26 protein-coding genes and 1 tRNA gene are annotated in these 26,392 nt (G+C 73.8%); 7 read left to right on the top strand and 20 right to left on the bottom strand.

Annotated features, from left to right (window positions below; all coding sequences use genetic code 11):
* Window positions 1–119: 119 nt before the first annotated feature.
* Window positions 120–1,214 carry a S16 family serine protease gene (locus VMN58_01130; protein HUF31792.1) on the bottom strand — a complete coding sequence of 365 codons (1,095 nt, stop codon included), beginning with the start codon at window positions 1,212–1,214 and terminating at the stop codon, window positions 120–122.
* 1 nt (window position 1,215) lies between these two features.
* Here VMN58_01130 and VMN58_01125 point away from each other — a divergent pair, with 1 nt between their 5' ends.
* Window positions 1,216–1,521, top strand: a complete 306-nt coding sequence (locus VMN58_01125; GenBank protein HUF31791.1) for a hypothetical protein — start codon at window positions 1,216–1,218, stop codon at window positions 1,519–1,521.
* Here the strand turns inward: VMN58_01125 and VMN58_01120 are convergent.
* Window positions 1,518–2,156 carry a TetR/AcrR family transcriptional regulator gene (locus VMN58_01120; GenBank protein ID HUF31790.1) on the bottom strand — a complete coding sequence of 213 codons (639 nt, stop codon included), beginning with the start codon at window positions 2,154–2,156 and terminating at the stop codon, window positions 1,518–1,520. The two genes, VMN58_01125 and VMN58_01120, sit on opposite strands and share 4 nt — an antisense overlap.
* A gap of 55 nt (window positions 2,157–2,211) precedes the next feature.
* Here VMN58_01120 and VMN58_01115 point away from each other — a divergent pair, with 55 nt between their 5' ends.
* Window positions 2,212–2,856 carry a HEAT repeat domain-containing protein gene (locus tag VMN58_01115; protein ID HUF31789.1) on the top strand — a complete coding sequence of 215 codons (645 nt, stop codon included), beginning with the start codon at window positions 2,212–2,214 and terminating at the stop codon, window positions 2,854–2,856.
* On the opposite strand, the gene VMN58_01110 is transcribed toward VMN58_01115, so the two are convergent.
* The 3 genes from VMN58_01110 to VMN58_01100 are packed head-to-tail and all read right to left on the bottom strand — an operon-like array spanning window position 2,853 to window position 4,570.
* On the bottom strand, window positions 2,853–3,857 hold the full coding sequence (locus VMN58_01110) for a rod shape-determining protein (GenBank protein HUF31788.1): 1,005 nt from the start codon (window positions 3,855–3,857) through the stop codon (window positions 2,853–2,855). The genes VMN58_01115 and VMN58_01110 overlap by 4 nt on opposite strands.
* Window positions 3,858–3,863: 6 nt before the next feature.
* On the bottom strand, window positions 3,864–4,070 hold the full coding sequence (locus VMN58_01105) for a hypothetical protein (protein HUF31787.1): 207 nt from the start codon (window positions 4,068–4,070) through the stop codon (window positions 3,864–3,866).
* Entirely contained in the window at window positions 4,067–4,570 is a 504-nt protein-coding gene (locus tag VMN58_01100) for a molybdenum cofactor biosynthesis protein MoaE (protein HUF31786.1), read from the bottom strand. The genes VMN58_01105 and VMN58_01100 overlap by 4 nt, the downstream gene beginning before the upstream one ends.
* Window positions 4,571–4,665: 95 nt before the next feature.
* Between VMN58_01100 and VMN58_01095 the strand changes: the two genes are divergently transcribed.
* Complete coding sequence (locus VMN58_01095; protein HUF31785.1) at window positions 4,666–5,877, top strand: trypsin-like peptidase domain-containing protein; 1,212 nt, start codon at window positions 4,666–4,668, stop codon at window positions 5,875–5,877.
* A gap of 12 nt (window positions 5,878–5,889) precedes the next feature.
* Here VMN58_01095 and VMN58_01090 read toward each other — a convergent pair whose 3' ends face one another.
* Window positions 5,890–6,981, bottom strand: a complete 1,092-nt coding sequence (locus tag VMN58_01090) for an NAD-dependent epimerase/dehydratase family protein (protein ID HUF31784.1) — start codon at window positions 6,979–6,981, stop codon at window positions 5,890–5,892.
* Window positions 6,982–6,998: 17 nt separating this feature from the next.
* Between VMN58_01090 and VMN58_01085 the strand changes: the two genes are divergently transcribed.
* Window positions 6,999–8,195, top strand: a complete 1,197-nt coding sequence (locus VMN58_01085) for a zinc-dependent metalloprotease (protein ID HUF31783.1) — start codon at window positions 6,999–7,001, stop codon at window positions 8,193–8,195.
* A 71-nt stretch (window positions 8,196–8,266) separates the two neighbouring features.
* On the opposite strand, the gene tmk is transcribed toward VMN58_01085, so the two are convergent.
* The 5 genes from tmk to VMN58_01060 all read right to left on the bottom strand — a co-directional run bounded on the left by tmk (window position 8,267) and on the right by VMN58_01060 (window position 15,055).
* Entirely contained in the window at window positions 8,267–8,878 is a 612-nt protein-coding gene (gene tmk, locus VMN58_01080) for a dTMP kinase (protein ID HUF31782.1), read from the bottom strand.
* A complete protein-coding gene (locus VMN58_01075) occupies window positions 8,875–10,356 on the bottom strand; it encodes an MFS transporter (GenBank protein ID HUF31781.1) in 1,482 nt (493 codons plus the stop codon). Before VMN58_01075 ends, tmk begins: the two co-directional genes overlap by 4 nt.
* Before the next feature lie 46 nt (window positions 10,357–10,402).
* Window positions 10,403–13,123, bottom strand: a complete 2,721-nt coding sequence (gene topA, locus VMN58_01070) for a type I DNA topoisomerase (GenBank protein HUF31780.1) — start codon at window positions 13,121–13,123, stop codon at window positions 10,403–10,405.
* Between the two features lie 108 nt (window positions 13,124–13,231).
* Window positions 13,232–14,659 (bottom strand): Na+/H+ antiporter NhaA, encoded by a 1,428-nt coding sequence (nhaA, locus tag VMN58_01065; protein HUF31779.1) that lies wholly within the window; start codon window positions 14,657–14,659, stop codon window positions 13,232–13,234.
* 51 nt (window positions 14,660–14,710) lie between these two features.
* On the bottom strand, window positions 14,711–15,055 hold the full coding sequence (locus VMN58_01060) for an STAS domain-containing protein (GenBank protein ID HUF31778.1): 345 nt from the start codon (window positions 15,053–15,055) through the stop codon (window positions 14,711–14,713).
* A 126-nt stretch (window positions 15,056–15,181) separates the two neighbouring features.
* On the opposite strand from VMN58_01060, the gene VMN58_01055 reads away from it, so the two are divergent.
* On the top strand, window positions 15,182–17,455 hold the full coding sequence (locus tag VMN58_01055; GenBank protein HUF31777.1) for a DEAD/DEAH box helicase: 2,274 nt from the start codon (window positions 15,182–15,184) through the stop codon (window positions 17,453–17,455).
* Window positions 17,456–17,486: 31 nt separating this feature from the next.
* On the opposite strand, the gene VMN58_01050 is transcribed toward VMN58_01055, so the two are convergent.
* The 9 genes from VMN58_01050 to VMN58_01010 form a co-directional block, all read right to left on the bottom strand.
* Window positions 17,487–18,710 carry a hypothetical protein gene (locus VMN58_01050; GenBank protein ID HUF31776.1) on the bottom strand — a complete coding sequence of 408 codons (1,224 nt, stop codon included), beginning with the start codon at window positions 18,708–18,710 and terminating at the stop codon, window positions 17,487–17,489.
* Window positions 18,707–19,468: a sortase gene (locus tag VMN58_01045; protein ID HUF31775.1), complete on the bottom strand. Its 762-nt coding sequence runs from the start codon at window positions 19,466–19,468 to the stop codon at window positions 18,707–18,709. The genes VMN58_01050 and VMN58_01045 overlap by 4 nt, the downstream gene beginning before the upstream one ends.
* A gap of 87 nt (window positions 19,469–19,555) precedes the next feature.
* Complete coding sequence (locus VMN58_01040; protein ID HUF31774.1) at window positions 19,556–20,863, bottom strand: hypothetical protein; 1,308 nt, start codon at window positions 20,861–20,863, stop codon at window positions 19,556–19,558.
* Window positions 20,864–21,011: 148 nt separating this feature from the next.
* A complete protein-coding gene (locus VMN58_01035; GenBank protein HUF31773.1) occupies window positions 21,012–21,404 on the bottom strand; it encodes a TadE family protein in 393 nt (130 codons plus the stop codon).
* A complete protein-coding gene (locus tag VMN58_01030; protein HUF31772.1) occupies window positions 21,401–21,649 on the bottom strand; it encodes a Flp family type IVb pilin in 249 nt (82 codons plus the stop codon). The genes VMN58_01035 and VMN58_01030 overlap by 4 nt, the downstream gene beginning before the upstream one ends.
* A gap of 58 nt (window positions 21,650–21,707) precedes the next feature.
* The gene (locus VMN58_01025; GenBank protein ID HUF31771.1) at window positions 21,708–22,445 is read right to left on the bottom strand and encodes a type II secretion system F family protein; all 738 of its coding nucleotides are present in this window, start codon (window positions 22,443–22,445) and stop codon (window positions 21,708–21,710) included.
* On the bottom strand, window positions 22,442–23,326 hold the full coding sequence (locus VMN58_01020) for a type II secretion system F family protein (GenBank protein HUF31770.1): 885 nt from the start codon (window positions 23,324–23,326) through the stop codon (window positions 22,442–22,444). The genes VMN58_01025 and VMN58_01020 overlap by 4 nt, the downstream gene beginning before the upstream one ends.
* The gene (locus VMN58_01015; GenBank protein HUF31769.1) at window positions 23,323–24,477 is read right to left on the bottom strand and encodes a CpaF family protein; all 1,155 of its coding nucleotides are present in this window, start codon (window positions 24,475–24,477) and stop codon (window positions 23,323–23,325) included. The genes VMN58_01020 and VMN58_01015 overlap by 4 nt, the downstream gene beginning before the upstream one ends.
* 31 nt (window positions 24,478–24,508) lie before the next feature.
* Complete coding sequence (locus VMN58_01010; GenBank protein HUF31768.1) at window positions 24,509–25,168, bottom strand: hypothetical protein; 660 nt, start codon at window positions 25,166–25,168, stop codon at window positions 24,509–24,511.
* A 124-nt stretch (window positions 25,169–25,292) separates the two neighbouring features.
* Here VMN58_01010 and VMN58_01005 point away from each other — a divergent pair, with 124 nt between their 5' ends.
* A complete protein-coding gene (locus tag VMN58_01005) occupies window positions 25,293–26,150 on the top strand; it encodes an HAD-IB family hydrolase (GenBank protein ID HUF31767.1) in 858 nt (285 codons plus the stop codon).
* A gap of 144 nt (window positions 26,151–26,294) precedes the next feature.
* Window positions 26,295–26,390 (top strand) — tRNA-Sec (locus VMN58_01000).
* Window positions 26,391–26,392: the final 2 nt, after the last annotated feature.

Below are 26,392 nucleotides of genomic sequence, written 5' to 3'. Positions count from 1 at the left end.
CGGGCGCGGCAGGGAGCGCGCCGTGGTGCCGGCGCTGGTCGCACCAGCCCGCTCCTGCCGCTCGTGAGGACATCTCTCTTCCTTCGGCACGCGGGCCGGTCGAACTGAGCCTGCCCGTCCTAGGCCGGGTCCGCACCGCCCAGCTCGCCGGTGAGGCGATCGCCTCCGAATGCCTCGAGGATACGCAACGCGTCCTCCAAGTTGTCGACGGGCTCCACCCGGAGCCCGTCGCCCGCGAACCGAAGCGCCAGCTCGTAGGTGTCGCTCGGCACGAGGAACAGCTCGATGCCGTGTTGCTGCACCGCCACCGTCTTCTGGGCCACACCGCCCACGGAGCCCACCGACCCGTCGAGCTCGATGGTGCCCGTGGCGGCGATCCGGCGGCCACCGGTGAGCTCGCCCTCGGTGAGCACGTCGAGGACCTCGAGGGTGAAGGCGAGCCCTGCCGACGGGCCACCGATTCGCTCCGAGGCGATGTTGACGGTGAAGGGGAACTCGAAGCGGAGGTCCCTGGTCTGCAGCGTGACGCCGATCAGGGCGCGTCCGGGCATGTCGTCGCGAGCCCCGAGCGTGACGTCGACCGTACGGGACTCCCCGCCGCCGGACGGCTCGAAGGTGACCGCGACTGTGTCGCCCGGTGCCCGGTCGGCGAGCAGGGAGACGACCTCGTCGTGGAGGGTGACCTCCACGCCGTCGACGGCGACGATCAGGTCACCCGCTTCGAACAGGCCGTCGGCGGGTGCGCCCTCGAGCACCCCCACGATCTCGGCGCCCGACCCCCGGATCACGTCGATCCCCAGCTGGCGCAGGGCGACGCCCAGCGCCGTCTGCTTGGAGGTGTCCATCAGCCGGAGGTTGAAGTCCCGCAGCTCGCCCGAGGGGACGCTCGGCGGCAGCACGACCGCCTGCTCGACCACGTCGACCTGAGGGTCGAGCCAGCCGGTGATCGCCTCGAGCAGGGTGACCTGTCGGAGCCTCACGGTGGTCAGGAAGATCTGTCCCTTGGGCTCGAAGCTCGGGGCGTCGACGACCTCGACGAGGGCGCTCACGTCGACGGCGGAGCCCGGGGAGATGGCGAAGTAGGGGATCTTCAACGTGGACGCGCCCACGCCGGAGAGGGCGAAGACCATCAGGGGAACCACGTACCACCAGCGCCACCACCCACGGTGCCGGCCGCCGGTCGCAAGGACGGCGGGCGGTACGCTCTCGCTCACCGTGTTCACGATCGTCGTCTGCCTCGTGGTGGTCGTGGTGGCCTGCGCCGCCGTCATCCAGATCACGTTCAGTGATCAGCACCAGCCTGCCACGCCGCCGCGTCCACGCCACCGCGCGAGCCAAGCCGACGGGCCCGCGGCGAGACGGAGCACGACCATCCTCGAGGTCCGGCCCGGGCGGGCGAGGCGCATCCGCTCCACGCTGGCGCTGATCGTCATGCTGGGGCTGGTGGGCGCGCTGTTGGCCCTCGCCATCGGGACGATCCTCACCCTGATCGTGCTGGGCACGCGCTCGGCCGTCCTCTAGCGAGCGGGCGGTCCGCCCTCCGCGCCGTCGGGGAAGATGGCGTGGTACCACAGGTCGGTGAAGTTGCGGACGGCGTCCTCGAGGGCGTCGGACGCTGGCGGCGTGTCGAGTACGAAGCGGGTGGTGGCCGTCCACTCCACCATCGAGCCGAGGGCGTTGGCGGTGAGCGCCGGGTCGAGCGGCCGCAGCATTCCGGCGGCGTCGAGGTGTCGAAGGTGGCGCTCGATGCGGTCGACGAACGACTGCCGGATGCCCAGCCACATCGCCTCGATGCTCGGGCTGGTGAAGCTGGCCTCGAGGGCACAGCGCCAGAGGCCACGGTGGGCGGTGAAGACCTCGAGGAAGGCACGCATCGAGGCTTCGATCGACGTGTACGGGTCACCGACGTCCCAGCGGCCGCCCGCCTGGTCGAAGAGCTCCCCCGTGACCAGCTCCATCACCTTGGCGAAGGCGTCCTCCTTGTTCTTGAAGTACAGGTAGAACGTGCCGTGGGCGGTGTCGGCCGCGGCGGTGATGGCCCCCACCGTGGTGGCGTGGTAGCCCTTCGCCTCGAAGACCTCACGGGCGGCGCCCAGCAGCTGGTCCTGGGTGGCGGCGGCTCGTGCCTGGCGCTTCGTCGGCGTTCGCTCGGCCATCGTCAGCCCCCTCGGTCTGCGGCAGTCGACCCGGGCTGCCGCCAGAATGGCACCCGTGGCCGAGGACGACCGGACCGTAGCCGACACTGGCGTCACTGACAGGGCTCTCACCGCGGTCGCGGCACGGCGCAGCCAGGCGGCCGTGGCCGGCCACGAGGGCGACGAGGGCGCGGCCAGGTCCCTCCTCCGCGATCCCGACCCCACGGTGCGCTCGACGGCCCTCGGCGCCCTCACCCGGATGGGTGCCGCCACCGACGACGACGTGCGCCGGGCGCTCACCGACACCGATCCCTCGGTCCGCCGGCGGGCCCTGGCCGACGCCGTGGCCAGGCCCTCGGTCCCGATCGTCGCCGCCCTGGACGACACCGACCCCACCGTCGTCGAGCAGGCAGCCTGGGCGTGCGGCGAGCGCGAGGACGCTGGTGGTGGGGCGCTGGACGCCCTGGTGCGCGTGGCCACGTCCCACGACGACGCACTGTGCCGGGAGGCGGCGGTCGCCGCCCTCGGCGCCATCGGCGACCCGGCCGGCCTCGACGCCATCCTGGCCGCCACCCACGACCGGGCGACGGTGCGACGCCGGGCGGTGATCGCCCTGGCGCCCTTCGAGGGGCCCGAGGTCGACGCCGCCCTGGCGCGGGCAACCAGCGACCGCGACTGGCAGGTGCGCCAGGCCGCCGAGGACCTCCTCGACGAGTCCTAGGTGCGGGCCCCCATGAACATCACCTTGAGCGAGTCGTAGCTCTCGATGCAGCGACCGGCTCCGTAGACCACGCACTCGAGCGGCGTGTCGACGAGGTGCACCGGGATCCCGGTCTCCTCCGACAGGCGCATGTCGAGGCCGCGCAGCATGCCGCCGCCGCCGACGAGGTGGATCCCCTGGTGGATGAGGTCCTGCGCCAGCTCCGGTGGCGCCTGCCCGAGGCACGACACGACCGAGTCGCAGATGGCGCCCACCTGCTCCTCGATGGCGAACCGGACCTCCTCCGGCGAGAGGATCACCGTCTTCGGCAGACCGCTCATCAGGTCGCGGCCGCGCACCTCGGCCTTGACCTCGCCCGGAACGGCCCACGCCGAGCCGATGGCCACCTTGATGTCCTCCGCCGTCCGCTCGCCGACGGCGATGCCGTACTCGCGCTTCACGTAGCTCTGGATGGAGGCGTCGATGTCGAACGAGCCCGTCCGGATGGCCCGCAGCGCCACCGTGCCACCGAGGGAGATGACCGCCGTCTCGCTGGTCCCACCACCGATGTCGACGACCATGTTCCCGAGGGGCTCGTTGATCGGCAGCCCCGCGCCGATGGCCGCCGCCACCGGCTGCTCGATCAGCTGGGCGTCGGCAGCACCGGCCCGCCTCGCCGCCTCGGTGACCGCCCGCCGCTCAACCTCGGTGATGGCCGACGGGACGCAGATCAGCACCCGGGGCCGGTTGAAGCGGCTGACGCCGGCGCGGGTGAGGAGCAGACGGATCATCCGCTGGGTGACGTCGAAGTCGGTGATGGCCCCCTTGCGGAGGGGGCGCACGGCCTGGATGTAGCCCGGGGTGCGGCCGATCATCTGCCAGGCCTCGTGGCCCATGGCGAGCACGTCGCCGGTCTGGATGTTGAGGGCGATGACCGACGGCTCGTTGAGCACGATCCCACGGCCCTTGGCGTAGACGAGGGTGTTGGCGGTGCCGAGGTCGATGGCGAGGTCGCGGGCCATGCGGCGCTACCGCTGCCCGGTGTCGTCGCCGGCCTGGCCGGGGCCCCGGCTGGCGCGCTGCTCGCGCCCGGGCGCGAGTGCGCCCATCTCCCGGCTGAACGAGTCGATCCCGTGCTCCAGCGAGGTCGGCTTGCGGTGACGCAGCCACAGCACGAACGACCCGAGGATGCTCAGCAGCATCGCCACCACGAGGAACGCCAGCCCCCCGCTCACCGACGCACCGCCCGCGCCGTGTCGGCGGGCGACGCGACCTCCGCCGCCTCGGTGAGGTCGGTGGCGCACAGGCCCCAGTCCTCGCCGCCCTCCCACGTCTCGCGCTTCCAGATGGGCACCGTCGCCTTGAGGGCGTCGATGCCGAACCGGGCCGCCTCGAACGCCTCGGGCCGGTGCGGCGCCGATACCGCAACCACCACCGACGACTCCCCCAGGCCGAGGTCGCCCGTGCGGTGCAGCAGCGCCACCCGGCCGAGGTCGGGCCACCGGCGCCGCGCCTCCCCGACGATGGCCTCGAGCCGGGGGACCACCTCGCCGGCGTAGGCCTCGTAGGCGAGCCGTGAGACCCCCGGGCGCCCCTCGGCGTGGTCGCGCACCGTCCCGCTGAAGACGACCACGGCACCGCAGTCGCGCCGCACGGCCCAGTCGGCGACGGTGCCGACCGGCAGCTCCTCCTCGGTGAGGGCGACCCAGGTGTCCTGGTCGGCGGGGGTGCGCATCGCCTCCATGCTATTGCGGTCGGTCCCGCCCACGGTGAGGGGGCCGGCACGGGGGCGACGGTGTCGGGCGGCCCGCCGGTCCTATCCTCGCCGCCATGGAGGAGGGCATGGCCGGCGAGGGGCGCGACGACGAGGTCCCGTTCCGTGCCCCGCTTCCCCCCGAGGACCGGATCTGGCGTCACCCCTCCGAGGTCCACGCCGGCCCCGGCCCCGCCGAGGCGCTGATCCCCGCAGCCCGCCGGCCGCACTCCGGATGGTCGGTCGGCGTCATCTCCGGCCTCATCGGCTCGGTGATGACCTTCGGGCTCATCGCCGTGTCCGGCGGGCTGAGCCCCAGCCCCCCGCGCGAGGTGCTCGTCCGCGAGACCGTCCGGCCGGCCTCCCTGGCAGACCGGGCCCCAGACGACCCGGGCGGGGTGATCCGGATCGCCGAGGAGGTCTCGCCCGCCATCGTCCGGATCGTGGCCCAGAGCGAGACGACCAGCGGTGGCTCGGGCGTGCTGTTCCGCGACAACGGCTACCTGCTCACCAACGCCCACGTCGTGGAGAACGCGGAGCGGATCACCGTCATCCTCGCCAACGGCAGCGAGCTCACCGGTGAGCTCGTCGGCTCCGACGCCGACACCGACGTAGCTGTGGTGAAGGTCGAGCGGGACGAGCCGTTCAACACCGCCGCCCTCGGCTCCGCTGCCGGGTTGCGGATCGGCCAGCCCACCATCGCCATCGGGTCCCCCCTCGGCCTCGTCGGCGGATCCTCGGTCACCACCGGGGTGGTGAGCCAGCTGGGGCGGGTCGTGGCAGCCAGCGACCGGCCCCCGCTGTTGGACATGATCCAGACCGACGCCGCCATCGCTCCCGGCTCCTCGGGTGGGGCCCTGCTCGACGGGGAGGGCTACGTGATCGGGATCACCACCGCCATCGCGGTGTCGGAGGTCGGCGCCGAGGGACTGGGGTTCGCGGTGCCGATCGACATCGCCCGCGCCGTGGCCGACGACATCATCGCCACCGGCTCCGCGGTCCACGTGTGGCTGGGGATCGAGGGCCAGAGCCTCGACGCCGCGACCGCGGATGGCCTGGGCGTCCAGGGCGGCGCGGTGGTGCGACGGGTGGTCGACGACAGCCCTGCCGACGCCGCCGGTCTCGAGGCCGACGACGTCATCCTCTCTGTGTCGGGCGAGGACGTGATCTCGATGTCGGCCCTCGTCATCCAGCTCCGCCGCCTGGACCCCGGCGACGAGGTCAGCCTCGGCCTGGTCCGCGACGGGTCGTCGATGACCCTCCGAGTGGTGCTGGCCACCCGCCCGTAGCGAGGCGGCCGCTCAGCGACGGCGACGGCGGCGGCGCACCAGGGCCACGGTGCCGGCCACGCCGGCGAGCAGGGTGGCTGCGGCCGCACCGAGGGAGACCTCCTGGCGACGCTTTGGTGACCACGTGGACCACGGGGCCCCGGGCCGGGATTCCACGAACGCCACCTCGTTGGAGTGGGCCGGCGCCCATCCCGCCGCCTTCAGACGGTCGTTGGCCACGACCCACGGGTGGGCGGTGTAGGGGATGATCCCCGGCGGAAGGCCCCCGAGACGGCGGCGCCATGCCCAGGCCCCCACCCACGACAGCACCACCTCGGGCACGGGCAGGCGGGGCGGGGCACCAAGGAGGGCACGCACCGCCTCGCCGCTGAGCCACCCGTCGGCGGCGACGTTGCACGTCCCGTCCAGGCGCTCGGTGGCCACGAGGACGACGGCGGCGGCGAGATCGTCGAGGTGCACGAACTGCACCGGTGGGTCGCCGTCGCCGGCACGAACGCCGGACGAGGCCCGCAGGGAGCGGCTCAGCCAGCTCTCCTCGTCACCACCGAGCGCCGCTGCCGGACGGAGCACCGCCACGGCGGCGTCGGGATGGGCGCCGCGCCACTCCCCGGCAAGACGCTCGAGCTCGGCCTTCTGCGCCGCGTAGGAGAACCCGGGGTTGGGCCGCAGCGGCGCCTCCTCGGTGAGGGGCACCGGGTTGCCGGGCCAGGCGCCGTACACCGAGGCGCTCGACATCATCACGACGTGGTCGACGCCCACCACGCCGGCAGCCTCGAGGAGGCGGCGGGCACCGTCGACGTTGGCGCGGGCCGTCCCCGCCTCGTCGACCTCGGGGCCGACGGCGAAGGCCAGGTGCACCACCTGGTCGACCCCCTCCAGGAGCGGCACCAGATCGGTGGTGGCCAGGTCGGCGGGGCGGAAGTCGAGCTCGCCCACCACCCCACGGGGTCGCCGGAGGTCGATGGCCACCACTCGCCCGACCTCGGACGAGGCCAGGAGGAGGGATGCGACCCGGCGCCCGAGGTTCCCGGCTGCGCCGGTGACGGCGACGGTGCGGCCCCCACCGGGAACGGGAGCTGGGTCAGGGTGTGATGCGGTCGCCACGTGCCTACGATGCCCGGGTGGGTGGCATCGGTCCAATGGGAGGCGACAACCCCTTCGAGGGGATGCCCTTCTTCGGCGACCTGGCGAAGATGTTCCAGTCGCAGGGTCCCGTCAGCTGGGACGCCGCCCGCCAGTTCGCCCACCAGGTGGCCACCGGCGGCCAGGCCGAGGACAACCCCGACCCCATGGACCGCATCCGGCTCGAGGAGCTGGGCCGGGTGGCGGAGATGCGGGTCGCCGACGCCACCGGGCTCCCGACATCGACCACCGGCTCGATCGTGACGGTGGTCCCGGTGAGCCGCGGCGAGTGGGCCCGGCGCACGCTGGACGCGTACCGGCCGCTGCTCGAGCGCCTCGCCGGCTCGCTCTCCGCCGGCGGCGGCCTCGGCGGCCTCGGCTCCAGCGACTCCGACGACGAGGCCGATCCCACCGCCCAGCTCCTCGGTGGGATCTTCTCGATGATCGGGCCGATGATGCTCGGGATGCAGTCCGGGGCCATGGTGGGCCACCTCGCCAGCCGGTCGCTCGGGCAGTACGACCTGCCGCTGCCCCGGCCTCCCTCCGACGAGCTCATCGTCGTGAGCGCCAACATCGAGGCCTTCGGCGACGAGTGGAGCCTGCCTGCCGACGACCTCCGCCTCTGGATCTGCCTGTCGGAGCTGACCACCCATGCCCTCCTCGGCGTCCCCCACGTGCGGGCGCGCCTGACGGCGCTGGTCGACGAGTACCTCGACGCCTTCAGCGTCGACCCCAACGCCCTCGAGTCCCGCCTGGGCGAGGTCGACCCCATGGACCCAGCTGCCCTCCAGCAGGCCCTCGGCGACCCCGCCGCCCTGCTCGGCGCCATCCGCTCCCCCGAGCAGGAGGCCATCAGGCCCCGCCTCGACGCCCTCCTCGCCGTGATCGTCGGGTACGTCGACCACATCATGGACTCGGTCGGCACCACCCTCATCGGGTCGTACGGCATGCTCACCGAGGCGCTGCACCGCCGGCGGGTCGAGGCCAGCTCCAGCGACTCGTTCGTGGAGCACCTCCTCGGCCTCGAGCTCGGCCGCGAGCAGTACGAGCGCGGCGAGGCGTTCGTGGCGGGCGTCGTAGAGCGCGCACCCGATGCCCTGCCCCGCCTGTGGGCGACCGAGCGCGAGCTCCCCACGCCCGCCGAGGTCGACGCCCCCGGACTCTGGCTGGCTCGAATCGACCTGCCCGAGGACTGAGACGACCCGACGGCCACACGGGGCCACCGCGGCGTAGCGTCTGTGTGCTCCGCCGCACCGCACGCACCTGGTCAGAGGCGGGGTTCCACGGCGGCCCAGACGCGCTCGGCTACCTCGGCCGGGTCGCCGGTGCCGTCGACCAGCACCCACCGGCCGGGGTCGGCAGCTGCGAGGGCGGCGAAGCCCTCGGCCACCCGCCCGTGGAAGCCGCCACCCTCCCGCTCGAGGCGGTCGGCCGAGGTCCCGGACCGTCGCGCGGCGGCCTCCCCGGCCGGGACGTCGAGCAGCACCACGACCGTGGCCGTCACACCGTCGACGGCGAAGGCCGACACCGCCGCCACGTCGGCCACCGGCAGGCCCCGGCCATGGCCCTGGTAGGCGAGCGACGATCCGACCCAGCGGTCGGTGACCACGTCACGGCCAGCATCGAGGGCGGGGCGGATGACCTCGGCCACGTGCTGGGCCCGGGCCGCCGCCATCAACAGCGCCTCGGCACGCGGGGCGAGGCCCGCGGTGGCGGGGTCGAGCAGCAGGGCCCGCACCTGCTCGCCGATGGCGGTGCCGCCCGGCTCGCGGGTCAGCAGCACCCCGAGGCGCTCGGCGAGGAGCGCCGCCTGGGTCGACTTGCCGCAGCCCTCGCCGCCCTCGAGGGCGATCAGGCGCCCCCGCCGACCCGTGCTCACGCCGGCCCGGAGCGGTGCTCGCCGTCGGGCTCGTCGCTCAGGCGCAGGCTCACGATGGCCAACACCCCGGCGGCCAGGATCACCACGGCGGCGAACCACAACGCCAGGCGCACCCCCGGCAGGGCGATGGTGGTCCCGCCGATGCCGACCTGGCCGTCGAGGAGGGCGTCGGAGAGGACACCGAGGCGGTCGGCGAGCAGCGGCCCGACGGCGAACGAGAGCAGGAGGCAGAACCGGACGAGGGTGTAGAGCGCCGCGAAGATGCGACCCCGAAGCTCGTCGAGCACCGTCTCGTGGAGGATCGTGAAGCCCAGCACGTAGATGGCGCCGGCACACACCCCGAGGATGGACACGAACACCAGGGCCGGGGTCAGCGTGGAGACCGCGGCGCCGGCGATGAGGGCGGTGCCAGCCGCGATGATCGCGCCGCAGAACACCCCCACCTTGGGGATGCGACGCTGGAACACCGAGAGCACGCCCACCCCGGCCGCCATGCCGAACCCCAGGGCGGTGAGGAGCAGGCCGAAGCCGGCCGAGCCGCCGCCGAGCACCTGGCGGGAGAAGACGTCGCCGAGGGGCACCAGCATCCCGCCGCCGATGAGGCCGGTGCCGATCGCCACCATGACCGCTCGCACCGTGGGGTTGAGGAACATGAAGTGCCAGCCCTCGCGCAGCTCCCGGGCGGCCTGACCGAAGTCGATGCGCCGTTCGGTGGTGGCCCGGCGGCGGCGGGGGATCGCCAGCGTGGAGATCATGAGCGCCGAGGCGGCGAAGGTGACCACGTCGACGTAGATCGCCACCGACTCCTGGGTGATGCGCAGCACCTCGAGGGCCTGGATCCCCTGGAGCCACTCGGCCAGCTTGGCGAAGAGGGCGAAGAGGAGGGTGGCCACCGGGAAGGTGCCGTAGGCGGCGACCAGCGACAGCGAGTTGGCGGTGGTGAGGTGCTCCTTGGGCACCAGGTTGGGGACCGACGCCTCCTTGGCGGGCGACCAGAGCAGGGTGGCGATCTCCAGCACCAGCGACACGACGACCAGGCCCCAGATCGTGGTGACGAATGGCAACGTTGCCAGGGTGGCAGCCCGGGTGATGTCGCAGGCGACCATCACCTTCTTGCGGTCCCAGCGGTCGACGAGCACCCCCGCCACCGGGGCGAGGAAGAACCCGGGGATGAGCCGCGCGCTCATCACCAACGAGACGGCGGCCGCCGGTGAGGCGCCACCGATGCGGGTGGCGATGGCGACGATGGCCACGAAGCCGAGCCAGTCGCCGAGGGCCGACACCACCTGGGCGAACCAGAGGCGGAAGAAGTCGTCGGAGCCGAACAGGCGCACGACCGCCGAGCGGTCGGGCCGGGGAGCCGACGGATCGACCGCCGGCAGCTGGCGGGTGGGGACGTCGAGGGGCTCGATGTCGCCTTCGGCACCTCCATCGGGGGCCGAGCCGCCCTTGGGCGGCTGACGTCGCGCCTCGGCCATCTGGTCAGGCTAGGTGGACGAGGAACGCAGCCCGCGCCACAACCCCCTACGGCTCCTCGGTGTCGCCGGACGTCGGGCCGGGCGCGCCCGTGGCCTTCTTCTTGGCCGCCTTCTTGGCACCCGCCTTCTTGGCACCCGCCTTCTTCTTGGCCGGGGCCTTCTTGCGGCTGGCCTTCTTCTTGGTGGTGGGGCCCTTGGCGCGACGCTCGGCGAGCAGCTCCATGCCCCGCTCCGGGGTGATGTCCTCGACGGCGTCGCCCTTGCGCAGCGAGGCATTGGTCTCGCCGTCGGTGACGTAGGGGCCGAAGCGGCCGTCCTTCACCACCATGGGCTTGCCCGACACCACGTCGTCGCCGAGCTCCTTGAGGGCGGTGGAGGCCTTCTGGCCCCGACGGCGCTTGGGCTCGGCCAGGACGGCGAGCGCCTGCTCGAGCGTGATGGTGAGGAGCAGCTCCTCGTTGTCGATGGTGCGGGAGTCGCTGCCCTTCTTGATGTACGGCCCGTAGCGGCCGTTCTGGGCGGTGATCTCCTCGCCGTCGGCCGGGTCGACGCCCACGACCCGAGGCAGGGTGAGCAGCTGGAGGGCATCCTCGAGCGTGAGCCGCTCGAGGGTCATGGTCTTGAACAGCGATGCGGTCCGGGGCTTCTCCTTGGCGCCGTCCTCCATCTCGCCGAGCTGCACGTACGGGCCGTAGCGGCCCGCCTTGGCCTGCACCGACAGGCCCGACTCGGGGTCGGTGCCGAGGTCGCGGTCGCCGCTCGGCGCCTCCAGCAGCTCGATGGCGCGCTCGACGCTGAGCTCGTCGGGGACGGTGTCCTCGGGGATGTTGGCCTTCTGCTCGCCGCGCACCAGGTAGGGCCCGTACTTGCCGACGCGGGCCACGATCTCGGTGCCCTCGTCGTCGACACCGACGGGGATGGTGCTCACGTCGATGGCGTCGATGTCGCCGAGGCGGTCGTCGACCATGTGCTTCAGGCCCGACGCGCCGTCCTCGCCGAAGTAGAAGCGACGCAGCCACGGGATCGACTCCGCCCGCCCGCCGGCGATCTCGTCGAGGTCGTCCTCCATGCGGGCGGTGAAAGCGTAGTCGACCAGGTCGGGGAAGTGCCGCTCGAGCAGCGTGGTGACGGCGAAGGCCATGTAGAAGGGCACAAGGGCGTTGCCCTTCTTCCAGGCGTAGCCGCGGTCCTGGATGGTCTGGATGGTGGCGGCGTAGGTGGAGGGCCGCCCGACGCCGAGCTCCTCCATGCGCTTCACCAGGCTGGCCTCGGTGAAGCGGGGCGGCGGGCTGGTCTCGTGGCCGCTCGGGACCAGCGAGGTGACGTCGAGGCGATCGCCCTCGGTGAGCGGGGGCAGGCGGCGCTCGGTCTGGTCGGCATCGTCGCCCTCGTCGGTGCTCTCCACGTAGGCCCGCTGGAAGCCCGGGAAGGTGATGACCGTGCCGCTGGTGGCGAACTCGGCGTCGCGCCCCGAGGCGCCGGTGCCGCCGAGGCGCAGGGTCACCGTCTCGCCGACGGCGTCGGGCATCTGGGAGGCGATGGTGCGCTGCCACACCAGCTCGTAGAGCCGGGCGGCGGTGGGGTCGACCTCGCGGGCGACCTCCTCGGGGGTGCGGAAGGTCTCGCCCGCCGGGCGGATGGCCTCATGCGCCTCCTGGGCGTTCTTGACCTTGCGGGCATAGCTGCGGGGGGCGTCGGGGACGTAGTCGGCTCCGTAGCGCTGGCGGATCGTGGCGCGGGCGGCGGCGACGGCCGACTCCGAGAGCGTGGTGGAGTCGGTTCGCATGTAGGTGATGTAGCCGCCCTCGTAGAGCCGCTGGGCGGTCGACATGGCCTGGGCGGCCGACAGCCGCAGCTTGCGGCTGGCCTCCTGCTGGAGGGTGGAGGTCATGAACGGCGGCGCCGGCCGGCGCCGGTAGGGCTTGCGCTCCACCGACCGCACGCTGACCTCGGCATCGGCCAGGTCGTCGACCAGGGCGGTGGCCTGGGCCTCGTCGAGCACGACCACGTCGGTACGGGTGGGCTGACCGTCCTCGTCGAAGTCCTTGCCGGTGGCGAGACGGGTGCCGTCGAGGGCAAAGAGGCCGGCGCTGAGCTCGGTGGGCGCGGCGGCGTCACCGGGGTTGACGGACGTGGCGAAGGTGCCCTCCAGGTCCCACCACGAGGCGGAGCGGAAGCGCATGCGGGCGCGCTCGCGGTCGACCACCAGCCGGGTGGCGACGCTCTGGACCCGGCCGGCCGAGAGGCCAGAGGCCACCTTGCGCCAGAGCACGGGGCTGACCCGGTAGCCGTAGAGGCGGTCGAGGATCCGGCGGGTCTCCTGGGCGTCGACCCGGCGGAGGTCGAGCTCGCGGGGCTCGTCGATCGCCGCCTGGATGGCGGCGGGGGTGATCTCGTGGAAGACCATGCGCCGCACGGGCACCTGCGGGTTCAGCACCTCCAGGAGGTGCCAGGCGATGGCCTCGCCCTCGCGGTCCTCATCCGTCGCGAGGTACAGCTCGCTGGCGTCCTTGAGCGCCCGCTTGAGCTTGGCCACCTGCTCCTTCTTCTCGCTCGGCACCACGTAGAGCCGCTTGAAGTCGTTGTCGGGGTCGACGCCCTCTCGGGCCCACTTCTCGCCCTTGTAGGCGGCGGGGACGTCGGCGGCGTTGCGGGGCAGGTCCCGGATGTGCCCGATCGAGGACTCGACGACGTAGTCGTCGCCCAGGAACCCGGCGATCGTCCGGGCCTTGGCGGGTGACTCCACGATGACGAGGGGCTTGGACACGGCTCAAGGGAAAGCCCACGATGCCTCCCGTGTCAAACGTGGCCCGGGCGACGGCGCCCCGAGCGAGCGGCGGTCGCCCCGCCGTTTCCCACCCCTGCCTCGTCCGGTCTACGCCGATCGGGTGCCCACCGGCTCCGGCGCCACGACCGAGGTCGGGTCATCGTCGGGACCGCCCGACATCGGGGCCGACCGCAGGATGGCGGCACCGAGCACGGCGGCGATGAGGCTCCCTCCGAGGATCCCGACCTTGGCCGCATCGGTGAGGGCCCCGTCGGTGAACGACAGGCCGGCCACGAACAGCGCCACGGTGAATCCGATGCCGGCGCACACCGCCAGGCCGAACAGGTGGCGCCACGTGGTCTGCGCCGGCAGGCGGCCCATGCCCACCCGGCACGCCAGCCACGTCGTGGCCACGATGCCGACCGTCTTGCCGACGACCAGCCCGACTGCCACGCCGAGCACGACCCGGTTGCCGAGGGCCCCGGTGAGGGTGTCGCCCGTGAGGCGGACACCGGCGTTGGCCAGGGCGAAGGTGGGCACCACCATGAACGAGACCCACGGCGCCAGCCGGCGCTCGAGGCGCTCGAGAGGCGACGACGTCTCGGTGGAGAGGTGGATGAGGTCGCGCAGGCGGGCGTCGTTCCGCTCGTACTCGTCGTGGTCGAGCACACCGTCGGCGAAGGTGTGCTCGATCTCCTCGACCACCGCCCGGGCCCGAGCGCCGAAGCGGGCGGGGTCGTAGAACGACCAGACCGGGGTGAGGAGGCCGAACGCCACGCCCGCCAGGGTGGCGTGCACCCCCGACTCGTGGAGGGCCAGCCAGCAGGTGACGGCGAGGGCCGTGTACGGGAGGAGCGATCGGATGTCGAGCCTGCGCAGCGCCGTGGCCACGACGAGGGTCGCCGCCGCCGCCACCAGCCAGCCGAGGGAGACGTCGGCGGTGTAGAACACCGCGATCACCACGATGGCGCCGAGGTCGTCGACGATGGCCAGCGTCAGCAGGAAGAGCTTGGCCCCCGAGGGGACCCGCCGGCCGAGGAGGGCGACGACGCCGGCGGCGAAGGCGATGTCGGTCGCCATGGGGATGCCCCACCCACGGGCGCCGGCGTGGCCGGCGTTGAAGGCCAGGAAGACCAGCGCCGGGACGACCATCCCTCCGACGGCGGCCACCGCCGGCAGCGCCGCCGCCCGACGGTCGCGGAGCTGACCGGTCACCAGCTCGCGCTTGATCTCCAGGCCAACCACGAAGAAGAAGATCGCCATGGCGGCGTCGTTGACCCACTCCCGCAACGTCAGGTCGACGTGGGCCACGTTCCCGAGGGCGATGTCGAAGCGGGTGTCCCACAGCGCCTGGTAGGAGCCGTGGAACGGCGAGTTGGCCCACGCCAGGGCGACGATGGCCGCCACCACCATGACCACGCCGCCGGATGCCCCCATGGCCATGAACCGGCGGGCGGGCTGGACGAAGGCGCGTGGGACGAAGCGATCGGACTCGCTCCACGAGTGACGGACAGCGTCACGCTCCGGACTTCGCACGCGGGGCAGTGAAGCCCCTCCGCCGCGGAGGGGCAACTCAGGGGGGTGGTGCTAGGAGCCGGCGCCGGCGACGGCGTCGTCGACCGAGTCGTACAGCGAGAAGACCTTGGTGAGCCCGGTCACCTCGAACACCTTGCGGATGCGGGGCTGGGTGCAGATGAGGTGGAGGTCGCCGTCGTTGGAGCGGACCCGCTTGAGGGCACCGACCAGCACGCCGAGACCGGTGGAGTCGAGGAAGTCGACGCCGTCGAGGTCGACGATGATCTGGTTGCTCCCCTCGGCCACCAGGCCGTGGAGCTGCTCCCGGAGGCGGGGCACCGTGGCGACATCGACCTCGCCGGAGACGGCGAGCACCGCGAACCCGTCGCGCTCGGTGACGTCGAGACCAAGGTCCATGAAAGGCATCTCCTCGTAGCACGCAGAGCGCCTCGCGCCCCGTCTGGCGACAACCGTAGCGAAGACTCGGGTGACTCTGTGCATGGACGCCAGTGCAGAACGGATGTTCGTGGCTAGCCTGGCCGGGTGGAGCTGGAGGAGCTGGTCACGCGCCTCGGCACCGGCGGGCGCTTGGTGCACCTCGAGCGGCTCCCCGCCCGGGCTCCCCGCTACGCGGAGCCGGCCCGGCCGCTGCCCCCGGCGGTGGCCGAGCGGCTCCCACCCCGGCTCTGGTCGCACCAGGCGGCGGCCATCGACCTGGCGCGCGCCGGTCGGTCGGTGGCGGTGGCCACCGGCACGGCCTCGGGCAAGTCGCTGTGCTACCAGGCGCCGATCGCCGAGGCGGCCCTGGGCCTCGACCCCTCGGGACGCCGGGACGGGCCAGGGACGGCGCTCGTGCTCTACCCGACCAAGGCCCTGGCCCAGGACCAGCTGCGGGCGCTCACCGCCCTCGACCTCCCCGAGGTGGTGGCCGCCTGCTACGACGGCGACACCGGACCCGAGGAGCGGGCGTGGGCACGGCGCAACGCCTCGGTCCTCCTCACCAACCCCGACATGCTCCACGCCGGGCTGCTCCCCCACCACGGCCGCTGGGCCACGTTCCTCATGCGGCTCCGCTACGTGGTGGTCGACGAGCTGCACGTCATGCGGGGCATCTTCGGCAGCCACGTCGCCCAGGTCCTACGTCGCCTGCGTCGCCTCTGCGCCCACTACGGCGCCGACCCGACCTTCATCTTCTCGTCGGCGACCATCGGGCAGCCCGATGCCCTCGCCTCGGCCCTCTCGGGCCTGGAGGTCACCGCGGTCACCGACGACGGCTCCCCCGCCGGCGAGCGCCTCTTCGCCCTCTGGAACCCGCCCCTGCTCGACGAGGGGTCCGGGGCTCGGGCGTCGGCGCACGGCGAGACGGCGGCGCTGCTCGCCGAGCTGGTCCGCAACGGCTCGCGCGCCATCGCGTTCTGCCGGAGCCGAAAGGGCACCGAGGTGGTCGCTGCCACGACCCGCCGCCGCGTCGGCGACCAGGCCGAGCTGGTCCGTCCCTACCGGGGCGGCTACCTCGCCGCCGAGCGGCGGGCCATCGAGGCCGAGCTCTTCGGCGGCAGGCTGCGAGCCGTGGTCGCCACCAGCGCCCTCGAGCTCGGGGTCGATGTCGGCGGCCTCGACGCCTGTGTGCTCGACGGCTTCCCGGGCACCATCGCCTCCATGTGGCAGCAGGCGGGTCGGGCCGGGCGCGACCAGCAGCGCTCGCTCGCCGTCCTGGTCGCCGGCGACGACCAGCTCGACCAGTGGCTCATGGGCCACCCCGACGAGGTGTTCTCACGCCAGCCGGAGCCGGCCGTGGTCAACCCCTCGAACCCCTACGTCCTGCTCCCCCACCTCGCGTGCGCCGCCTTCGAGCTCCCCCTGGGCCACGACGACGAGCGGTGGTGGGGCGACGACCTCTCCGACGGTGTCCGGCGGCTGGTGCAGTCCGACCACCTGCGGGTCCGCGAGCAGCGGGGCTACTGGGCGGGGCACGGGTCCCCCGCCGGGGGCGTCGGGCTGCGCTCGAGCTCGTCGGTCGAGTACCGCATTGCCGAGGCCGACGGCCGTCTCGTGGGCACCGTCGACGCGGCGCGGGCATTCGACGTCGTGCACCCCGGGGCCGTGTACCTCCACCAGGGCCAGGCCTGGAAGGTCGACGACCTCGACCTCGACGACCACGTGGCGTGGGTCTCGCGGTCAGCGGGCGACGAGGTCACCCAGGTGCGCAGCGAGACCGACATCCGGATCCTGACCGACGAGCAGTCGGTGCCCGCCGGCCGGGCGCGCCTGCACCTCGGCGAGGTGGAGGTCGTCACCACGGTGGTGGGCTACCAGCGTCGCGACGCGGCCTCCGGCGAGGTCCTGGGGACCGAAGCGCTCGACCTCCCCGAGAGCCGCCTGGTGACTCGGGCCTTCTGGTACGTGGTGGAGCCGAAGGTGCTCGACGACGCCGGCATCACTCCCGGCGGCCGCCCGGCCGCCCTGCACGCCGCCGAGCACGCCGCCATCGGCCTCCTGCCGCTGTTCACCATCTGCGACCGCTGGGATGTAGGCGGAGTGTCCACCGCCGTCCAGCCCGACACGGGCCGCCCCACCATCGTCGTCTACGACGGCTACCCGGGCGGAGCCGGCATCGCCGAGCTGGGCTTCGAGGCCGGGACCGACCTCCTCACCGCCACCCTCGAGACCGTCGCCGGCTGCCCCTGCGGCACCGGGTGCCCCTCGTGCGTGCAGTCCCCGAAGTGCGGCAACCTCAACGAGCAGCTCGACAAAGGCGGGGCCGTCGCCCTCCTCGACGCCGTCCTCGGCGTCGCCACCACCCGCCGTTCGGCGTGAGGCCGCGGGGCAGGCCACGGACCCCGGTGGGCTAGCCCTCGACCACCACGTCGACGGGGTCCGGTGACTCAGATGCCCGCTTGGCCAGGTGGCGCAGGTGGATGGCCCCCATGAGCAGCACCAGGCTCCCCGCCACCGGCGCCAGGAGGTCCAGCGGCATCGGGTCGTCGTCGTCATCAAACCGGGCGATGGCAGCGTCGTCGCCCGGATCGCCCTGCGGCTGCTCGCCCTCGGCCTCACCGGGGGCGGGGGCGGGCAGCTCCCCGAAGTCGAGCGTCGGCTCGAAGCCGGTGTCGCGGGTGGTGAGCGGCGAGCGACGGACCGACGCCCCCGACCTCGTCGTCTGCCGGGACGGCGAGGCGCTCCCGGCCTGGGTGGTGGTCGTGGTCTCGTCGCCGGTGGCGATGCGCCGGCCCGGGACGTCCACGGCGGTCTCGGCCGGCTCGTCGGCCACCACCACCTCGGTGGCCGACCCAGGCCCCTCGCGCACGGAGAAGACGCGGTAGCGGTAGCTCCCCCCCTTCGCTCCGGTGAGGTCGTCGACGTAGCGGGTGTAGCCGGCCTCGACGCTGCCGATGGGCCAGAACGGGCGCTCGGGCGCCGCCCGGTGGACCTCGTAGCGGAGCAGATCGGGCTCGGGGTTGGGGTCCCACACGAGGGTCACCACCTGCGGCACCAAGTCCTCGTCGCCGTCGTCGGCGCCGTCGTCGGGCGCGACCTCGTCGACCTCGGAGGGAGGCGGGGGCACCTGCTCCTGCGGCGCGTCGTCCGGCGGCGGCTCCGAGCCGGCCTTGCCCCGGAGCCCCGACACCGGAAGGGGGGGCACGGCGGCGTCGAAGCGCAGCACGGCGGTGGCCTGGTTCTGCTCGTCGAAGGCGCTCGCCGGCCGGGTGCGGACCACGGCCGTGGCCACGAAGGTGCCGTTGCAGGGCAGGTTCACCCGGACGGCGAACGACACCGCCGGGCTCCCCGCGTAGGTCTGCACCTGGTCGCCGTCCTGGATCGACGGGCGACAGGGGTCATCCGGCTCCATCGCCTGGTCGGGCTCGAGCGTGAAGGTGATGGTCTCGATCCCCCCGCCGTCGGGGTCGCTGGCCTCGCCCCGGAGGGGGCCGCGTTCGCGCAGGACGGGATCGGTCTGGGAGGGGCTCGTCCACCGGACCTCGGGCGGCGCCGCACCCGCCGGCATCGCCGTGAGGGCGAGGACGAGGGTGAGGGCGCCGACGAGGGTGGCCCACCGCCGGGTGGACGTCATGCGCCGGCCGTGGGCCCCTGGAGCCTCGCTCGCACGATCAGGCGCTGGGCCGCCGACCCCTTCGGGTGGCACGTGGTGAGGGTCAGGGCCCCGTGCGGGGTGGGGTCGACGACGTGGAGGGCGTCGGGCTGCACGATGAACGGGGCTGCCTCCACCACGTACGTGCACTCCCCGATCGGCGTCTCGAGGACGATGGTGTCGCCCACCGCCATGCGGTCGAGGTTGTGGAACGGACGCCCGTAGGTGGTGCGGTGGCCGGCGATGGCCACGTTGCCGAGCTCGCACGGCAGGGGGGTGTCGGGGTAGTGGCCCGCCCCGGCCCGCAGGGCGCTGGCGGTCACGCCCGACACCACGACGGTGTCGACGCCGAGCGAGGGGATCTTGATGCGGGTGAGGGCGTCACCGGTGGCCACCTGGCCTGTCTTGTAGGCCTGCTGCAGCTCGGGGGAGGCCAGCTGGCGATCGAGCTGGCCTTGGATGCGGCTCTGGTAGACGTTGGTGTAGAAGGGGTAGCCGAGCACGGCGACGGCGCCGATGAGCAGCGCTGCCGAGAGCGCCGACAGCGAGACCCGGGCCCAGCGGCGGCGGCGCAGCACGTCGACAAGCTTGGACATCGGGTCGCGCGATGTCGGCGGTGCCGCTGCGGCGCCGACGGAGGTGGGGACGGGGCGGGACGCTCGGCGCGGACGGCCGACCTGGGTCGCCACGAGAGCGACGAGGACGACCGCCACCGAGGTGACAGCGACGGCCTGGATCATGATGCTCCCAGAGTAACGAAGGCCCCGAGGTCTCAGACCTCGGGGCCTCCAGGTTGATCAATGTGGGGGGTCGACCCCGAGGTGGGACTAGGCGGCGGAGCGTCGCACGAGGCGACGGACACCGACGGCCAGGCCGAGGAGAGCGGCGCCGGCCAGCGGGACCATGGGGTCGCCACCGGTGCGGGGCAGCTCCACGGGAAGATCGACCTGCGGTGCCTCGGCGGCGGGCGTGATGCTTGCACCGGCCGTGACCCGGCCGACGGTGAGGTCGACGCCGCCGTCGCCTGCGCCGACCTCCGACTCGCCGACACCCTTGAAGATCTGGATGCTGGTGCCGTCGGCCCACGAGGTGCCGTTGGCGTCGACGCCGGAGTCGGCGACGGTGATGCAGGTCTCGAGCAGCGTGTCCTCGAGCAGGCAGAGGCTCTGGCCGACCTCGAGGGCGATCTCCTGCGAAGCGAGACCGAGGGTCTCCAGCAGCTCGAGGGTGCCGATCTTGACGGTGACGAGCGCTGCCGACTGCTCGGTGGAGAAGTCACCGGTCGCGCGGTCGATGGTCTTCGAGGCCTTGGCCTCGCCGACGATGATGGTGATCAGGGGCTCGCCCTGCTCGAGGTCGGCGGGCAGCAGGTTGTTGGTGTCGCTGAGCACGTCGGCGGGCAGGAGCTCGATGCGCAGGCCCTGGGCCTGGGCCGAGGCCGAGGCCTGGTCGGCGGTCGCGTCCACCTCGGCGAGCGCCGGCGCCACCACGATGCGGGCGGTGGTCTCGAGGTTCAACACCTCGGTCAGGAGCTGGCGGAGGGTGATGGTGGTGTCCTCCACCAGGTCGCCGATCGGGTTGCCCGTGAGCTCCGCGACGAGGGGGTCGAGCAGCTGCTCGTACGTCTCGTCGACGATGTCGTTGACCGGCTCCTGCAGCCCGATGGTGTCGAGCAGCTCGCTGGCCGACGCGTCGATGACCGCCTGCGCACCGAGGCCACTGGCACTCGGGAGGCCGTCGGCGATGGAGGCGGTAGCAGTGGGGCAGGTGACGTCGAAGCGACCGACGCCGGGGATGGCCTCGAGGCCGGTGGCGCAGTCGGTGGTGTTCTCGTCCGTGCCGTCGACGTTCTCCACGCGGGCTTCGGCCTCGCCGGTGGAGACCGGGCCGAGGAAGACCTCGGTGGCCGACGCACCGGCGACGGGGGTCCCGTCGAGGGCTGCGACGGCGGTGCTGCCGGTGACCTCGGTGCCGAAGAGCACGATCTTGAGGGCCTCGGCCGTGGCCCGGGCATCGTACGCGGTACCACTGGAGGTCTCGGTGGCGGTGCTCTGGGCGAGCGCCGGGCCTCCGACGAGCAACCCCGCTGCGACGAGCGCCACGCCCACGGTGGCGTGACGGCGGATCTTCCTCATGTGTGCTCCTTCAGATGTGTCCACGAAGGACGGGGGTGCCGGAGGGACGAAAAGGTCACTCCGCGGGGTGCGGTCAGGCTATAGACGAACTAGTTCGCCGTCCATGACGCAGTTCCTCCAACATTTTCCGTGAATTTCTCACGGAGCGTCACTTTTCGACGCGCATAGCGGCCGAATCGGACAAACCGACCTCGGAGCGGAGGGTCGACAGCCCGGGGACCCGCACCGGGGAGCGGTAGCGGACCACCACCCGGACCTGCTCCCCGGGGGCACCGCGTCGCCCCACCTCCACCTGGAGGCGCCCGGGGTCGAGCGGGGAGCCGGCGAGGGCCGCGGCCCGCGCCGCGGCGGGGTCGGGGTCGACCGCCGCTCGACGGACGGCCTCGCGGGCGGCGTGGGTCACGTGCACCTGGTCGCGCACCACCAGCCCGACCTGCGCCACCAACAGGGCGAGGGTCACCACCAGGGGGAGGACGAGGGCGAGCTCCACCGCCGCCTGGCCGCGCTCGCCCACCCGCCCTCGCCGCCCCCGGGCGCTCACCCCCGGGCCATCCGGGAGATGCCGCCGAAGATGGTGTCGAGCAGGCTGCCGACCTGATCGGTGTTGCGGGCCCACACGGCGACGAGGAGGGCGACGGAGGCGGCCCCGAGGACCACCAGGGCGTACTCGGCCGACGTCTGGCCGCCCTCGTCGCGCCACCGGGGCGGGGCGGGAGCGTGGGCGAGCAGGGCGGTGGCGAGCAGCGCGGGGAGGCGGCGGGTGACATGGACGATCGATCGGAGCATGGGGCTCCTCCTTCGGGTCGGGACGGGTGAACCGGTTCGGACGGGTCGAGCGAGGTGCTCAGGGCCGAAGGGCCGCGAGGCCGCCGGCGAGGAGGGGCGCCACCGTGAGCAGCGCGAAGGCGGGGAGGATGCAGAGCACCAGGGGGAAGAGGAGCGCGACGGGGACCCGCCGGGCCGCCGCCTCGGCCGACCGGCGCCGGTCGGCCCGAAGGTCGGCCGCCAGGCGCTCGAGGCCTGTCAGCAGCGGTGCCCCGTAGCGGTCGGAGGCCGCCAGGGCGGCAATGAGGGGGCGGACCTCGTCGCCGAGGCGCACGGGGACCTCATCGAGGGCATCGGCCAGGCGCCGGCCGTGGGCGACCTCGCGCTCGACTCGGGCCAGCTCGTCGCCCACCGGGCCGTCGACCCGGCGGGCGACGACGGCGACCGCCAGGGCGACGGTCAGCCCGGCGCCCACCGCCAGCGCCACCAGGTCGACCACCTCGGGGAGGTCTCGCCGGACCCGACGGCGACGGCGCTCCGCCGCCTGGCGGGCCCGGCGCCGGGGCACCACCACCGCCACCGCCACCACCGCCAGCACGAGGGGCGGCCACAGCACCAGCGCCGCTACACCGGCGAGACCGGCTGGGGCCAGGCGACGGGCAGCTGCCGACAACGCCAAAGCGGGGCGCTCCGGAGCCTGAGGGGCGGGGACCAGGCCGTCGATGCGGGTGGGGTGGGGTCGGCCTCGCCAGCAGGCGGCGAGGACCAGGGCCGCCCAGGCCGCCGGGAGGGCGCGGGCCAGGACCGTCCCGGTCACAGCTCCACCGCCGTCAGCCGGTGCATCCAGGCCGCCGCTGCCGCGTCGAGGGCCAGGCCCAGGCTCAGGCAGGCCAGGCCGGCAGGGGTCCGGAGCAGGAACGTCGCCGTGCGGGGGTCGGTCGCCGCCGCCAGCGCGGCGAAGCCGACCGGGGCGAGGGCGATCACCACCGCCGAGGCTCTCGCCTGGGACGAGAGAGCGCGGACCTCGCCGGCAAGGGCCTGGTGGGCGCGGATGGTGGCCGCCACCCCGTCGACGGCGCGAGCCTGGGCGCCACCCGTCTCGAGGCCCACGGCCAGGGCGGCGACGGCGAGGCGGACCCCTGGCAGCGGGCGGCGGGCAGCCCAGCCGTCGAGGGCGGCGAGGAGGCCGTCGCCGGCGTCGACCTCGGCGACCACCGACCGCAGCTCGTCGGCCACCGGGCCCGGTCCGGCCGCCGCCTCGGTGAGCGCACGATGGAGCCCGGCACCGCTGCGGAGGCTCCGGGCCACGGCGTCGAGGGCGTCGGGCAGACCGCGCTCGACGGCCCGGTCGCGCCGGTCGCCACCGGCCCGGAGCACCACGACCGGGGCGACGGTGACGACCACGAGGCCGAGCACGGCGGCCGCGGCCCCGCCGGCAGCCCCGCCGAGGATGACGATGACGACACCGGCGGCGACCCACGAGGCCCACACCGCCTCGGCCGGCACCGACAGACAGGCAGCATCGACCATCGACACCACCGCCGCCGGCGGTGCCGGTCGGTCGATCCCCGGTCGGCGAGGGCTCCCCCCGGGGACCAGGCGTCGGGCGGCCACGGCCCGCCAGCGGGCGCGGCGGGCGACGTCAACCGCACCAGCCACGCCCAGGACGACCGCCCCGGCGAGCAGCGGCGCGCTCACCGGGCCCCCCCGGCGGCCACGACCCACCGGTTGGCGGGCGGGGGCGAACCGGGTGCCCGTGGCGGGCGGCGGGGCAGCGCCGACAGGCCCGCCGCCGTGGCCAGGGTCGTCACCCGCGCGGGGTCGTCGAGGTCGACCTCGGCCACCTCCACCACCGCGCGCGACCCGTCGGGCCGGCGGGCGATCTGGACCACGAGGTCGACGGCGGCGCCGACCTGCTGGCGCACCGCATCGAGAGGCAGGGCCGTCGCCCCCGTGAGCACCATCACCTCGAGCCGGCGGAGGGCGTCAACGGGGCTGTTGGCGTGCACGGTGGACAGCGACCCCTCGTGGCCGGTGTTCATCGCCTGGAGCATGTCGAGCGCCTCGCCACCGCGGCACTCCCCCACCACGATCCGGTCGGGGCGCATCCGCAGGGCGTTGCGCACCAGGTCGCGGATGGCGACCCCGCCCGCCCCCTCGGCGTTGGCGGCGCGGGCCTCCAGGCGCACCACGTGCGCGCCGGGCAGGCGCAGCTCGGCGGCGTCCTCGACCGTCACCACCCGCTCCCCCGACGGGATGCAGCCGGCCAGAGCGTTGAGCAGCGTCGTCTTGCCCGCCCCGGTGCCGCCGGAGACCACCACGTTGAGCCGAGCCCGAACCGCCCACGCCAACAGGAGGTCGACACCCGGCGGGCACACCTCGGCGAGGAGGACTGGCCGCGCCGAGAACCGCCGGATGGTGAGGCAGGGCCCGTCGACCGCCAGCGGCGGCACCACGGCGTTGACCCGCGAGCCGTCGGGCAGGCGGGCGTCGACCATCGGCGACGACCGGTCGACGCGCAGGCCGAGGGGGCGCACGACCCGCTCGATGAGGTGCTCGACGGTGGCGGGGTCGAGGCGGAGGTCGAGGAGCTCGAGGCGCCCCCGTCGCTCGACCCACACCGGGCCGTCGCCGTTGACCATCACCTCGCTCACCTCCGGGTCGGCCAGCACGGCGTCGAGCGGGCCGAGGCCGGTGCTGCGGGAGACCACGGCGTCGACCACCGCCTCGAGCGCCCCGCCCCCCAGCAGCGGCGCCTCCTGCCGGGCGATGTCGGCCAGCCGGACGCGCAGGTCGTCGACCGACCCGACCGGCTCGCCGTCGGCCAGGCGGCGGTGGACCCGCTCCACCAGCGCCGCGCGCTCGCCATGCGCACCCCCGTCAGGCCGCACGAGCCACCGACCGGGCCAGCGAGCGGGGCAGGCGCCCCGCCATCAGGCCGGCGTCGACCGCCCGGGCAACGGCGGGGTCGACCGCCACCTGGGCCCGGACGGGGACCCCGAGGACCGCCTCGACGTCGGAGGAGCCAAGGGCCCGACCCGCCTCGACGACCAGCACGGCACCCGACGGCCTGAGGGGGGCCCGCATGGCGCGGCGCAACGAGAGGTAACACGGCCGCAGCACCAGGAGCGACGAGGTGGCGGCGGCGGCCACGGCCAGGGCGACGCCTGCCGGGTCGCGCCCGCAGTCGACCACCACCGGGCGCCCGTCGGCCGCCAGCAACCCGGCGAGGACCTCGCCGCGGCCGGCCACGTGGTCGGTGGCGAGCGACGCCGAGCCGGCGGGGAGGACCCGCAGGCCGGCGCCAGCGTCGAGCTCGAGGCGACGGAGGGCGTCGACGGGCACGCTCTCGCCCGCAGCCGCCCACTCGCCCACACCGGGGCCGTCCGGCTCGGGCAGGCCGAGGACGGCGGGGACGTCACCGTCGAGGTCGACGACGAGGGCACCTCGGGGGTGCGAGCGGGCGAGGGTGGCGGCCAGGGCGACGGACACCACCGTGGTGCCGCTGCCTCCCTTGACCGACCAGCAGGCGATGAGCATGGACCACTCCTGGGGCGCGCCGGACCGGGACCGGGGGGAGTGGTGGCAGTGACGGTAGCGACGCCCGCACGCCCCCACAAGGGGTCCATGCGACGGCGACACCGGCTCCTAGGCTGTCCGCCACATGCGGGCCGCCTTCTTCGACCTCGACAAGACCGTGATCGCCAAGGCGTCGATGGTCGCCTTCGGCCGCCCCCTCTACCGGGCCGGCCTCCTCTCGCGCTGGCTGCTGCTGCGGGCGCTGTACGGCCAGCTCGTGTACCTCTACCTCGGCGCCGACGAGGGCCGCCTGGCCCGCATGCGCGAGGCGGCGCTGCGCCTCACCAAGGGCTGGGACCACGCCCACATCTCCTCGATCGTGCGGGAGACGCTCGAAGAGGTCATCGACCCCATCGTGTTCGAGGAGGCGCTCGACCTGATCCGCGCACACCAGGAGGCGGGCGACCTGGTCGTCATCATCTCCGCCTCACCGGAGGAGATCGTGGCGCCGCTGGCGTCGTACCTCGGCGCCGACGTGGCCGTGGCGACCCGAGCCCGACTCGACAGCGAGGGTCGCTACAGCGGTGAGCTCGAGCGGTACTGCTACGGGCCGGTGAAGGCCGAGGCCATGATCGCCATGGCCGAGGAGCGCGGGCTCGACCTGGCCGAGTGCTGGTCGTACTCCGACTCGATCACCGACGTCCCGATGCTGGAGGTGGTGGGCCACGCCGTGGTGGTGAACCCCGACCGGGCCCTGCTGCGGGTGGCGAAGGAGCGGGGGTGGGAGGTGCGCCGCTTCGTCAAGCCGGTGCGCCTGCGCGACCGGGTGACGATGCCCGGTCCGAAGGCCACCGCCGCGGCAGGGTCGGGCATCGGGGTGGCGATCGCCGCTGGTGTGGTCTGGTGGTGGCTGCGCCGTCAGCCACCGGCCCCGCGGAGCCGGTGGCTGTGGTGGCTCAGACCTCTTTCAGCTTCTTGGAGGCGACGACGCCGAGGGCGATGAGCACGGCCAGGATCAGGAGCTTCTTCATGCTGGCGACGCTACCGCTTCGCCGGCCGTTGCGGTCCGCCGATGTCAGCGGGCGTCGGCCCGAGCCGCCCACGTTGGGGTGAGGCCGGTCGCGCCGGAGCCGGTAGGTTGCCCGGCGGAGGTGTCCGCAGACCTGGTGGCTGCCCCCGCCTTCAAAGCGGGTGGGACGGGCGATCCCCGTCCGGCGGGTTCGATTCCCGTCCACCTCCGCCACT

Source organism: Acidimicrobiales bacterium (assembly GCA_035512495.1).
Taxonomy (GTDB): domain Bacteria; phylum Actinomycetota; class Acidimicrobiia; order Acidimicrobiales; family CADCSY01; genus DATKDW01.
The sequence above is the reverse complement of the archived record's forward strand: the minus strand, read 5'-3'. Positions and strand labels throughout refer to the sequence as shown.